Annotated in this window: 9 protein-coding genes; 1 reads left to right on the plus strand and 8 read right to left on the minus strand. The window is 52.9% G+C overall.

Annotated elements, in window-relative coordinates; all coding sequences use genetic code 11:
* Window positions 1-3: 3 nt before the first annotated feature.
* The 6 genes from CLV80_RS09795 to CLV80_RS09820 all read right to left on the minus strand — a co-directional run bounded on the left by CLV80_RS09795 (window position 4) and on the right by CLV80_RS09820 (window position 7,832).
* Window positions 4-1,527: a right-handed parallel beta-helix repeat-containing protein gene (locus CLV80_RS09795; RefSeq protein WP_106357500.1), complete on the minus strand. Its 1,524-nt coding sequence runs from the start codon at window positions 1,525-1,527 to the stop codon at window positions 4-6.
* Window positions 1,520-2,920 carry a mannose-1-phosphate guanylyltransferase gene (locus CLV80_RS09800; protein WP_106357502.1) on the minus strand — a complete coding sequence of 467 codons (1,401 nt, stop codon included), beginning with the start codon at window positions 2,918-2,920 and terminating at the stop codon, window positions 1,520-1,522. Before CLV80_RS09800 ends, CLV80_RS09795 begins: the two co-directional genes overlap by 8 nt.
* Window positions 2,921-3,014: 94 nt before the next feature.
* Window positions 3,015-4,091 (minus strand): hypothetical protein, encoded by a 1,077-nt coding sequence (locus CLV80_RS09805; protein ID WP_106357505.1) that lies wholly within the window; start codon window positions 4,089-4,091, stop codon window positions 3,015-3,017.
* Window positions 4,092-4,117: 26 nt separating this feature from the next.
* Window positions 4,118-5,593 (minus strand): glycosyltransferase, encoded by a 1,476-nt coding sequence (locus CLV80_RS09810; protein ID WP_106357508.1) that lies wholly within the window; start codon window positions 5,591-5,593, stop codon window positions 4,118-4,120.
* A 6-nt stretch (window positions 5,594-5,599) separates the two neighbouring features.
* Window positions 5,600-6,919 (minus strand): nucleotide sugar dehydrogenase, encoded by a 1,320-nt coding sequence (locus CLV80_RS09815; RefSeq protein WP_106357649.1) that lies wholly within the window; start codon window positions 6,917-6,919, stop codon window positions 5,600-5,602.
* A gap of 226 nt (window positions 6,920-7,145) precedes the next feature.
* A complete protein-coding gene (locus CLV80_RS09820; RefSeq protein WP_165793359.1) occupies window positions 7,146-7,832 on the minus strand; it encodes a helix-turn-helix transcriptional regulator in 687 nt (228 codons plus the stop codon).
* 389 nt (window positions 7,833-8,221) lie between these two features.
* Between CLV80_RS09820 and CLV80_RS09825 the strand changes: the two genes are divergently transcribed.
* Window positions 8,222-10,549, plus strand: a complete 2,328-nt coding sequence (locus CLV80_RS09825) for a calcium-binding protein (protein WP_106357515.1) — start codon at window positions 8,222-8,224, stop codon at window positions 10,547-10,549.
* Between the two features lie 22 nt (window positions 10,550-10,571).
* On the opposite strand, the gene CLV80_RS09830 is transcribed toward CLV80_RS09825, so the two are convergent.
* On the minus strand, window positions 10,572-11,360 hold the full coding sequence (locus CLV80_RS09830) for a heme ABC transporter ATP-binding protein (RefSeq protein ID WP_106357518.1): 789 nt from the start codon (window positions 11,358-11,360) through the stop codon (window positions 10,572-10,574).
* Between the two features lie 3 nt (window positions 11,361-11,363).
* Window positions 11,364-12,437 (minus strand): FecCD family ABC transporter permease, encoded by a 1,074-nt coding sequence (locus tag CLV80_RS09835; RefSeq protein ID WP_106357521.1) that lies wholly within the window; start codon window positions 12,435-12,437, stop codon window positions 11,364-11,366.

Consider the following 12,437-nt stretch of genomic DNA (forward strand, 5'->3'; position numbering starts at 1 on the left):
TGCTCAGCTATCCAATTTATATGTGCAGGTGACGGGGGCAGTGGCGAAAGACCGGATCCCGCCCGCTGTCAGGTCGATGTCTTGTTCGCCGCGTAGGTCGGCAACGATTTTATGGCTTTGCGAGGCAAGGTCACCGTCCAGAAAGCGGGGGAATTGGTTCAGGAAGTTGTTGCCCTGAAGGGTCAGCCGATGCGCAGAGGCGGATGACAGCCCGATCCGGTTACCGACAAAGATGTTGTCGCTAATCGTGGTATGGCTACCGATTGGTTGATCGCCGACAAACAGACCAGAGCTTTGGTTGCCGAGCAGATGGTTGGCGACCACCGCAGAGCTTTGACTGGTGCGCAGTTCGATACCTTTGCGGCGGTTATCAATGGCGATGTTATTCGCCAGATAAACACAGTCAGAACCGGTGATCGAAATGCCGCCGCCTGTGCTTTTCCAGACGATATTGTCTGAAATGATTGTGTTGCTGCTGCCGTGGTTGACGGTGATGCCATTGCTGGCGCTGCTAAGAACGACGTTGCGGGTTAGTGTTGTCCCCGTGGAACCGTCGGTGATGCGTAATGCGCTGCCATTTGCGCTATCGGCGAAAATATTGGCGATCACGCGCGCGTTTTGTGTGTGCCGTAGTTCAACGGTGCCGGCGTCTTCGCCTGCGAATATGTTGCCTTTGATAATTGCGGCGTCGGTGCCGTCAAAGGTGACTTTTCCGATGTCGCGCAGCACGCTTTGCACCATGAACGAGTCGCCAATCGGCGCGTACAGCCCGCGGTTAATCACAGACACACCGGAAAATGCGGCGGTGTCGCCAAAGCCCAAACCTTCGAACAGGCTGTTTGATATCTGCACCATCCCTGTGCCAGCGGTGGTCACAAAGGGTACAAAGTCAGACGCACCAGTGTTTGGCGCGGCGGTCGCTGAGATTTCAGCGCCGTCGATGATCATTGACCCAAGGTTGGCAATAAATGCGCCGTCTGCGCGACTGAGGTGTAAGATGTCGTCGGGTTGAATGCGAAGCCGCGCGTTTTGCAGCACGACAATCGGCACCCGCAAAGTGTCGCCCGTCATCAGCGTTTCGGGGCTGGATCGCGTCGCAACCCATTCGCGCAATTGTGCGAAATCGACAGTGCCGTTTTGCACGCCGATCACGCGAGGCTGCTCTGCTGCTTGGGCGCGGACGACAGTGATTTGATCGTTACTGCCAACAGCAAACGATAGCTGAACCAGCGCAAGGCGAAGGTCCATTAGTTCAAATTCGCCGTCGGGCATGGGCGGCAATTCTTGGGCTACTTGTGACCCCGGCGCGGTTTGTGCCGTGCTAAGCGCGTGGGTGGCATCGGACAGCTCTGATGGCTGCCGAATATGCGGCACTTGTTCTTTCAGGTCCGCATAAATATCCGCAACCTGTTCACGCAGCGCGGTATAGCCCTGCATTGTCTGGGCGTGGGACATAGATGCCCCAGCGCCGCAGAACAGTGCAGTCAGGCCAGCGGCCAAAGTGATATGTGCGCGCCACTTAGGCATTCAACGCAGTATCCATTGGCATTGAGTTTGAGATCGAAGAATTCAACGTCACCATGATGACGTCGATCTTGTCCGACGACGTGTTGGTCAGTTTTGTCCGATCCAAAACATCAAGCATGGCGCGTTCGCCCTTGCCCAATGTCCGGTTGCTAAGCCCGTCAAAGACCGACAGCCCACCGCGACCTGCGATGATCTGGCGACCGGGCAGGGGATCAACGGTGATGGATGAACCTGGGTTGATGCTTAGCATTGTCATGTCGTGGTCTTTCGACGTCATGACATGGTGGCTTTGGCCCCATTGGTGTTCGCGTGCCAAGTGACGCACGGATTCACGGCGGGATTCTGATTTCAGTGTCTCGACGACTTTCTTAACGTCTTGGCACTGACCGCGTGCTGTCACCAGCACAGCATCGGGCGTATCCACGACGATCACGTCAGACACACCAACCACCGCGACAAGCCGTTTGTCGCCGCGCACCAATGTGTTCTTAGAATTTACCGAGATCACATCGCCTGTTAGCACGTTGCCGTCGGTGTCCGAGTGGCCGATCGCATGCATTGATGTCCAGCAGCCGACATCGCTCCATTCAACATCAAGCGGCGCGAATGCGACCGATTTCGCACGTTCAAAGATAACGCGTTCAGTTGGTTCGTTCGTTGCCTTGCGGAAGCTATCCGCGTGCAGCTTCAAGCAATTGTCAGCCCACTCACCTTTTGACACGGCTTCTGTCACGGCATTCAACGACGGCTTATCAAGACGTGTGAATTCTTGAATGATTGTCTTTGTGGAATACAATGAAATGCCCGACGCCCAATAGGCGCAACCAGTATCAACCAAGGCAGACGCTTTGCTAAGCGGCGGCTTTTCGACAAATTCCGCAACGCTGTGTAGACCTGCATAGTTCGAAAACGCGCCGCCGTCAGTGATATAGCCATACCCTGTTTCTGGGTAAGTTGGGGTAATACCAAATGTCACGATGCGTCCATCACTCGCAGCTTCGCGCATAGAAAGGATCGGCGTATTCAAGTTACCCTCGATGATGTGATCAGCTGGAAGGATCAGCATCAATGCTTTGGGGTCTTCTTCTGCCAATACCATCGCCGCAGCCAAAACAGCAGGTCCGGTGTTGCGCGCCATTGGTTCGCAGATAATTGTCGCGTCGCACTGTAATTCTTTCAGCTGCTGCTGAACCGTGCGGTAATGTTGCATCGCGGTGACAACGACAGGCTTACCAAAGCCCTTAGAACGGTGACGCTGCACTGTCGCTTGGAAAAATGTAAGTGACCCGGGGCCGCCAACAGGTTGAAACTGTTTAGGGCTTTGGGTGCGGGACATTGGCCACAGGCGTGAACCAGTACCACCACATAGGATAATCGGTCTAATATCTTGCATCGGTCTAAAATTCCTAGTTAGAGCCCGTTTATGTTGGGCTGTTAGGGAAATTAATCCGGCTCAGTATGAGCCGGTGATGATGCCCTTCGTATGTTTAAAGGGCGTTGTTTAATGCGTTGGGCAGCAGTTGGCGTCGAAACCGAAGCCGTGCAGTTTCGCCTACGGCGATCTGTGTCGCAGTTTCGTCGCTGATGGTGATTTGGGCGGCGATATAGTCGTTCGCCCGCGCACCTTCAGCAGTTTCAGCTAGGCTAACTGTCACAGGGACAACACGGCCGTCGCTGAGTTCAAGTTCCGCAGAGTCACCAGCAAGCAAGCGGGCAGCACCTTCGAAACTGATCTGAGTGTTGGCTTCGATTTCGGCATCTGGGCCGATAAGTTTCACCAATGGCGCGCCCGCAAGGATGGTCGCACCTTCGTAAAAGTCGGGGGATGGCAGCATGGTGCAGTCGCACGGCATCCGCACGCTAAGTAGATCGCCAGAGTTGGCACCGATTGAGTAAACAACATCACCGACACCGGCTGCTTCGTTGATATAGGTGATTTGACCGGCAGAGGTCGCGCGCAGCGTTTCACCGCTTTGGCTGATGACAACGGGGCGTGGTTCATAGCTAAAGATCACGCGTTCACGCACGATATTTGCAGCCATCGCAACCAGTCCAAGGCTAAGGACGATGATCCCTGCCTGCCGCACGGTACGGCCAATGCGCTGTGTTAGGCGCGGCTTTTCAACGGGCTTTTTCGGTTTAACCTGCGTTGGTCCGGTGTAGCCTAAAAAGCGGCCAACGGTGACCAGATCACCTGCCAAGTGGCTGTTCATGATGTAACGCAGCGGCGCAAGATGGCTGCCGGACGGGTCACAGAACTGCAGGCTGTATTCAGGGCTATCGGGTGCGCCGATTTTCAGAACGTTGGCTTCCAAGAACAGGTTTACGGAAAACCCTTCGAAATCGAACTGAAGCGCAACCGGGCATTTTTGCATGTTACCGTTTGGTGGCATTAGTCCAGAAACAAGCGCCTGCGTGATCGAGATTGAATTCCCTTCAAGTCGGCGGTCACCAACCCGTGCAGTGAACGGGATCGGCAGTTGCGGATGTTCGTTTTCATAGATGAAGCCGCCAGAAACAGAAGTGTCGGGGCTCGTTGGCTGTGTTGGTTGTGTTTCGCTCATCGTGATTTCCAATACTTCAATGTGAGTTAGACGACGCCGGTCAGGTACAGGGCGGCGATCGTCAGCCATCCAAGAGTTAAGACGTGAAGGTAAGCAGAGCTGGCAGCACGCAGACGTTCACCAACTGGGCGGCGGATTCCAGAGGATCCAGCGCTGGCCTGCCGTGTCCATTTTTGGCGATCAAGCCGGAACAGAACGTAGCTTTTTACCGCTGCTCCAAATAACTGGCCGAAATACAGTAAGCCCGTGTAAACGATGGGGAAACTGCGGCCTCGGAACAAACAAATTGCCGTACAGAACACATAACGTGTCAACATGACCCAGGCGATGTAGATCGGGATTACCATTGGGTCGAAAAATATTGCTGCGGCGACCATGCAGATTGGGCCAGCGAGCGTGGTCCACATGGAAAGGCGCTGATCAAGGATCGACCACCATGTGAAGTATCCGATCTGGGATGGTGACAGTTCCAACGCGCGGCCATTAGTGCGCAGCATGTTGCCAAACCAGCGGACCATGAGTGCGGTGGCGCTGCCGACAAAGGTCGGCTTTGGCTGTGTTTCCATCGAAGAACTGGCGACATCGGGCAGATAAGCCATCTGATAGCCGTTCTTCATCAGCCAGAACCAAGTTGATTTGTCATCGCCGGTCAGGAAGTTGACGCGGCCCAAACGCCAGTGGTCGATAAAGTCGTGCTGGACCGAATTGATGAAATCAGGATCAGTCGCCAGATCGCCACGGAACACGGACATGCGGCCGGTCAGCGTCAACACGCGGTTACCAAGACCCATCGAACACATCATAACCTGACGTTGGTCAAAGCGCAGTTCGAACCAGTCGCGGAACAAACCGGGTTGTGGGATCTCGACTTCTTCGTCGGTGGTTAGCGCACCGATTTTCGGGTTCGTGAAAACTGGTGCCGATTGCGCAACAATATCTTCGGGGACACAGCTATCGCCATCGACGAAAAGAACAATATCGTTTGCAGTCGGGCATTCCCGCGCGATGATATTCAACGCCTTAGCCAAAGCGTCACGTTTGCCAGTGCCGGGAATGCGGTCGATAATCAATTTTACTGAAGACATATCGACCTGCATCGTCGCATAAATGTCTTGGATCAGCCGTTCATCAGCGCCATCGACAACCGATGAAACGATTGTCGCGCCGTTCTCAGATTTAGAGGCAGCCAGAAAGATACTGCGATAAACCGGGATCGTGACGCTGCTTTCGATCATATAAGATGTGGTCAGAAAATATGCGTGGGCACGAACCGTACGATCCGCATAGCGCGCATGTGCGCGTGCCTTGCGGCGCGGATAGCTATACCACCGGAAAATGGCTGCACGGGTAAAGTTAATAGACGCCCACGTGTACCGCCAAGCGCCAAGAACCCCCAGCACAACAACGGCTTCTTTCACGTCGCCAAGCAGCCCTGCCGGGACGAGCGCGGCTAGCATGATAATGACGGAAAGATACGCAATGTGGCTGAGGGCTTGTAGCATGACGGATTACCAACAAATCCCATCATAGCCACCACCGGTCACCCGGTTACGGCTGATGCGTGTCAGGTCAACCATTGGTTTGTTGCTGATTGCCGCATCAAGTTCAGAAAGCGTATCTTTATAGATATTGCCGACCACGATCATATCTGACCCGTCGATCATCGCTGTTAGGTTCGGGTTCAGGCGTTCCTTTAGATCAGGAACAACATCGTTACCGCGACCCGCAGTCGAATTATCGTTCGCATAGGCTTCGTGCACGAAGGGGTCATAGATTTCGACCGCAACGCCCGATTTGATCAGACGTGATGCAAGTTCAGCCAATGGGCTTTCACGCATGTCGTCTGTACCCGGTTTAAAGCTGATCCCGACAAAGCCGACCTTTGACGCCTTTGAAGACGCGACCATCTTTTCCGCTTTGACGATTTGTGCTTCGTTCGCATCAAGGACGGCATTCAATAGCGGGGCAGGAGTGTTGTTTTCGGCTGCTAGATGACGCAACGCGCGAACATCTTTGGGCAGGCAGGACCCGCCAAAGGCAAAACCAGGCCGCATAAAGTACGGCGACATGTTTACCTTAAGGTCAGAACACAGGATTTCCATCACGTCTTGACCATCAAGGCCGCATGATTTGGCAATGTTCCCGATTTCGTTTGCAAAGGTCACTTTGACTGCGCGCCATGTGTTAGATGTGTATTTCACCATCTCTGCGGTGCGCAGGTCCACGGTGTGGATTTTGCAGTTCAGGTTCTCGTTGAGCTCGGTCAGGATTGCACGTGTGCCGTCATCCAGTGCACCGAATACGATTAGACCAGGATCATAATAGTCTTCGATCGCGGTGCTTTCGCGCAGGAATTCAGGATAGTAGCCAACGCCAAAACCAGTGCCTGCTTTCTTGCCGGACGCGGATTCGAGCGTCGGGATGCAGGTGTTTTCACAGCTGCCCGGTACGATGGTCGACCTGATAATAACCGAGTGGAACGCATCTTTTTTCGCGAGCGCCTCGCCAATGTTTTGGCAGACTACATCAACGTATTTCAGACCAACCGACCCGTCTGGGGCGCTTGGTGTGCCGACACATACGAATGACGCGTCAGTGTTGTTCACTGCATATTCAACATCGTTAGTGGCCGTCAGACGGCCCGCGTCAACGACGTCTTTAATAAGGTCGTCTAGACCATTCTCTACAATAGGGGACAAACCCGCGTTGATCGCGTCAATTTTTCCCGGGTCGACATCGACTGCAATAACGTCGTGGCCGTCTTTGGCCAGACAGCCAGCAGCGACAACACCGACATAGCCGATTCCAAAAATACTAATACGTGCCATTGTTTCCTCGCAGTAATTTGCTTCGTCTAAAAAATGCCGCAATGCAGAGTTTTGACCAGTCGGGAAAAATCCTGACACTGTAAGGATTCATTAACCTTTTGGCGGAACATTGCCTAAACCACTGATTTGCTGTGGGTAAAATGGGTGGCAGATATGCAAAATGCAGGTGGCAGCTATGCTGCACCTGCATTGTGAACTGTTTGAAATGTGGCTTTTTAAAGGCGGACTAACTCATCCAGCCTTGTTCAAGCACATATCCCACGAGTTGCGCCCGATCGCTCAGGCCCACCTTTTGGCTTGCTCGTGCTTTATAAGTATCGACCGTTTTGTTGCTGATCTTTAGGTCATGTGCGATTTGCTTTGCACTCAATCCACGGGCAAATCCCACAAGCACTTCTTTCTCGCGCTCGCTCAGCCCGTCATCGTCAGCTGTTTCGGCTAGCATCGGGCGCAAATGTGCACCGAAAGCATCATCAAAGTAGATGCCCCCATCAAGGATCACCGCCAATGCAATCGCCAACTGCCGCAAATTAGCATTCTTTGAGATGCAGCCGCAAAAACCAGCGTCCAGCATACCACGAACCATGCTATTAGTCGTTTTAAAACTATAACCCAAAACCCGCGTTGTTGGATTTGCACGGCGAATATTGCGGCCCAGCTCGAGAATGTCGCTTTGCTTTGACAGTTCCATGTCGGCGGGATCAAATATTAAGGCATCAGGGCGCCGCGCAGTAATCTCATCAATAATTTGAACCCCGTGAGGCACAAAAGTACATTCAAGAACGCCTGTCAAATTTAGCTCGTTTGCTAGAACTTCTGCTAGAACGGGATTTCTATCGGTAATAAGTACACGGCGCTTGGCCTTCTCGTCGCTCACGAGCATCGAGACATTATGGTTGTCGAATTTGTTCACAACTACGTTCCTTATAACCTTCGGCATACCCCTCAGATTTCGATACCTCAAACCCACGAGTGCACACGCGATGCCACACAAAAAATGCCGATACGCTCGGCTTGTGGACTCACCATTTAAATTTTCGACCGCTGGTCCGGACCTCCCCCCACGAAAGGTGAACCGCTAAATGCATTGAGCAAGTTATGATCCTTATGATCGAGACAGCGCTAGTTCTTTCTGTAAACCGTGGACAATGTGGCGGATTTCCACCTATTGAGCGGTTTTAACCGCTGTTTTTCACAGACCCACTTTAGATTCTGTTCTCAACTCGTACAGTGAAATTAATTGAACCGAGTCATGTGTGTTACTGATTCTAACTTGTTTTCTTCAGATAAGAGGAATTGGTAATGCCATCATCCGACGTTTATACAACCGCCGACATATCAACAGCCGAACTACAGTCGCTGATAGATTCAGCTGATTCAGGCACCACCATTCATTTGGAGGCGGGTACATATACGTTAACCCAAACCCTAGTGATTGATCGCAGTGACATCTCACTTGTTGGCGCCGGTAGCGAAGAGACAATCATTATTGTCGCAGAAGGACTTGCCGATGATGCGGCAATTCAGCTGGGTCACGATACGTTCGAACCCGACATCATCGACACACATGATCTTGCTCAATCTGCATCCGCTGGCGAAACAGAAATAACGTTGGGATCTGGGCATGGTCTAAGTGTTGGTGACTTCATATATATCACCCAAGAAAATACAGATGAATTCTTCGAAGAAATCGGTGACGAAGACTGGCAAAGGGATTCTTCGCTTAGAACTGTGCTAGTTGAGATCACCGAGGTGAATGGGAATACTGTTGCCTTCGATACGGAGCTTCCGTTTGATTTTGATCCAGACATTACAACTGTCGAAGAACGCAATATCATCGAAGATAATACGCTTTCAGGCTTTACGATCGTTGGATCGTGGGGCGAAGCTGACCCAAGCAAATTTTCAAATGTGATGAAAACCGACATTGGGGCAACTTTGATCTCGGTTGCTGGCACAAGCAACGCCGTTCTGACGGATATCGCTGCGTTAGACTCTGCATCGCACGGCATTACCGTCGGAAACTCTACTAATTTGGATATGAGCGACGTCATTATCGATGGTGCACATGACAAAGGTGATGGTGGCAATGGCTACGGTATTTGGGTCCGCGATGTGTACGATAGTTCGTTCACTGATCTATCGATCACAGACACACGGCACGCAGTGGTCTTTGCTAGCTATACATCTGCGTCTGGCAACACGATTGAAGTCATCAACACCAATCGTGATATCAACTTTCATGGCGGACTTGATCAAAACAACACCGTTACTGTTGAAAGTTCGACACGCACCGGCGACGAAACGGAATACATGTCGCCCACAGTGTTCTTTAACGAAGGCACACATTACGGTGCGCCGACTGATCGCAGCGCAAACGATGTAACCTTCTCGACAGTGGTCGGCACTGTCCGAGCAGAAGAAGTTACCGCCGCTGACACCGGATCAACCATGTCGATGAACGCAGGTGCAGACATCGTGCATACCGGTGCGGGTGACGATGTCGTGGATTTGGGAACAGGTGCGGATATTGTTTATGCATCCGGCGGCGAAGATACACTTATTGGCGGTTCAGGCCGCGACACTGTTGTATTCGAACTATCCGAAGCCAGCTATAGCACTGCTTGGGATGGCGATACCCTGGTCGTATCGAACGGCGGTAATGTGACACGTCTCTCAAGGTTCGAAACTGTCATCTTTGGCAACTTAGAAAGAGAATTCGCGTCTATTCAACCTCACGTCGCCATTCCAGCGAACAGTAGCGAAATCGAAGAGCCCGCAGAAGAAGACGCGCAGGATGTCGAAGAGGAAATCACCCCTCCTGAGCCAGAGGTAGAAGAAACAGTAGAAGAGCCAGAACCGATCATCGACGAAGTCGTAGAGGATGGGGAAACTGAGCACGAAGAATCTGAACCCGAAGAGGAAGAAGCCGCAGACGAACCTGAACCAGCGACAGAAGACGCTGACACTGGCGTTGATGACAGTGATACCGACGTCGTTGAGGAAGCTGAGCCAGAGGTCGAAGACACCGAAGAAATAGCCGAACTCGTCACAGAGGAAATCGTTGAAGAAACGGATACTGACGCGGACGAATCTGACACCGATGATGCTGACGACGAAAGCCCATATGACATCGTGGAAGGTGGCGACGGTTGGGAACGCGCAACGGTCACCGCTTCTTCTGTTATGGGCGAAATCCTAGATGGCGTGCTTGTCACAGGTGAAGAAGACGCCGAAATTGTCGGCAATATTTGGGATAACAGTATCTTAGGCAACACTGCCAACAATACGATTTCGGGTGACGATGGCGAGGATCGCATATTTGGACGTGCTGGTGACGACGTTATCACCGGCGATAATGGCGACGACTTTTTACATGGCCAGTCCGGCGATGACATCATTGATGGTGGTGCCGGAGTAAACACCTTGGTCGGTGGGTCTGGTGCAGATATTTTTGTTGGTTCATCCGGAACAAGCACAGTCATCGACTTTGATTCCACCGAAGGCGACAGCATTCAGATTGAAGGTCAGATCGCATTCTCATCGTCAAATGGCGACCTGACCATCACTTACGGTGACGAAGGGTCGCTTGTGTTGCTAGACACAACATTCGCGGACCTTTACTTATAGTCAGCGCCCATTTTTGTCCTTCCTATGCGCCCGCAGTTTCTGCAGCTTGGGGCAAGACATATCGCATATCTGATATAGGCGGGGTGTTTGTTCGCAACGTGCAATCATACGCTGATGATAACGCTTGATCATTTAGCACGTCTTGGACACCGCCGTGGGCGACAACCCGTCCACGCGCCACGATTGTAACGGCATCAGCGACCATGGCAGTTAAGTTCAGGTCGTGCATGACAGCGATCACACCGCCACCGCGTTTAGCATAATCCTGCAAACACCGCATGATCAACAGCTGGTGCCCGATATCAAGGCTTGCAACCGGTTCATCCAACAGCAACCAACGGGGTTGGCGGTTCAATACCGGTTCCCAGACTTGGCACAAGACCCGCGCAAGATGCGCGCGTTGCTGTTCCCCGCCCGACAATTCTTGGAAAAATCGGCCTTCGTAACCGGATAGCCCAACACGCGCCAATGCTTGTGTCGCAAGCGCATCTTTGTTGCCATGCACGCCAGAAGTCAGTCCCATGCGGACGACTTCGATCACGGTGAATGGGAAAGCCAGCGTCGCTGCTTGTGGGAGCACACCGCGTACGGCGGCCAGCTCCCAAGACTTGTAATCACCGATTGATTTGCCGTTGATCTTGATTTGCCCTGACCACGGGATTTCATCTGTTATCGCCCGTAATAGGGTCGTTTTCCCTGATCCGTTTGGTCCGACGATTGCGGTCACTTTACCCGGCTCTGCGGTAAAATTGACGCCATGCAGGATTGCGGCTTTGCCGATTTTGACTTTGATGTTTGTCGCTTCAATCATTGATCAGAACTCCACCAATCCGCGTCGCCGCAAGAGAATCCATAGGAATACGGGTGATCCCAATACCGCCGTCACGATCCCGATAGGGAGTTCGGCTGGGGCGATGATCAGGCGGCTGATGATGTCTGCCCCCAATAATAAAGTCGCGCCAAGCAATGCCGCATTCGGCAAAAGCGTGTCATGGTCTGGCCCGGTGGCCAACCGCAGCAGATGTGGTACCACAATCCCAATAAAGCCGATCCCACCAGAGACAGCGACCGCAGCGCCAGTTGCGCCGGCGACAATCATGATCGCAGCAGATTTCAACCGTTGAACGGGAATACCAAGGTGGGCAGCTGTGGCTTCGCCCAAGGCCAATCCATTCAGGCCCTGTCCCAAAAAGAATGATGCGACGACGGCAATCCCGATCAATGGAACGGCGACGACCACTTTGGCCCATGTTGCCCCAGCGAGTGACCCCATCCCCCAAAAGGTGAGGTCACGTAGCTGTTGATCGTCGGCCATATAGACCAAGATCCCAGAAACCGCCCCGGCAAGTGCACCAAGTGCGATCCCCGCAAGCAGCATTGTCGCCACCGATGTTTGCCCGCGTCGCGTCGATACGCGGTACAAGATAATGGTGGATAGCCACCCCCCAAAAAAGGCCGAGAATGACACGAGGTAGTTGCCAACGACATCGCGTAGCCAAATCGGCAGCAACGCCCCAAGAACTATCGCGACAATCGCGCCTAGCCCGGCACCCGCGCCAACCCCGACAAGGCCGGGATCTGCCAAGGGGTTGCGGAATAGGCCTTGCATCACAGCGCCCGACACGGCCAGCGATGCCCCGACGGCCATACCAAGAATTAACCTTGGAAGCCGAATATCCCATAGGACAACACGTTCCATTGTGGTCAATTCGTCGCCCGTGATCAGTTTACCCAAAGCACCCCACAGGGACGTGCCGGTTGGGCCAGTCGCGAGGCTAAGGATTGCAGTGACGGCCAGTAATGCGGCCAGCCAAATATGCGCACGGCGGGCTTTGACCCGCCGATCCTCGCGTTGAATTGGGACCGTTAGATTGTCTGCGACGGTCAT

The organism is Yoonia maritima, from assembly GCF_003003285.1.
Taxonomy (GTDB): Bacteria; Pseudomonadota; Alphaproteobacteria; order Rhodobacterales; family Rhodobacteraceae; genus Yoonia; species Yoonia maritima.

What these genes read in the sequence shown, in the direction of transcription:
- CLV80_RS09830 (WP_106357518.1), bottom strand. Translation starts at nt 11,360, where the DNA reads ATGATTGAAGCGACAAACATCAAAGTCAAAATCGGCAAAGCCGCAATC.
- CLV80_RS09835 (WP_106357521.1), bottom strand. Translation starts at nt 12,437, where the DNA reads ATGACCGTCGCAGACAATCTAACGGTCCCAATTCAACGCGAGGATCGG.
- CLV80_RS09795 (WP_106357500.1), bottom strand. Translation starts at nt 1,527, where the DNA reads ATGCCTAAGTGGCGCGCACATATCACTTTGGCCGCTGGCCTGACTGCA.
- CLV80_RS09825 (WP_106357515.1), top strand. Translation starts at nt 8,222, where the DNA reads ATGCCATCATCCGACGTTTATACAACCGCCGACATATCAACAGCCGAA.
- CLV80_RS09800 (WP_106357502.1), bottom strand. Translation starts at nt 2,920, where the DNA reads ATGCAAGATATTAGACCGATTATCCTATGTGGTGGTACTGGTTCACGC.
- CLV80_RS09805 (WP_106357505.1), bottom strand. Translation starts at nt 4,091, where the DNA reads ATGAGCGAAACACAACCAACACAGCCAACGAGCCCCGACACTTCTGTT.
- CLV80_RS09815 (WP_106357649.1), bottom strand. Translation starts at nt 6,919, where the DNA reads ATGGCACGTATTAGTATTTTTGGAATCGGCTATGTCGGTGTTGTCGCT.
- CLV80_RS09810 (WP_106357508.1), bottom strand. Translation starts at nt 5,593, where the DNA reads ATGCTACAAGCCCTCAGCCACATTGCGTATCTTTCCGTCATTATCATG.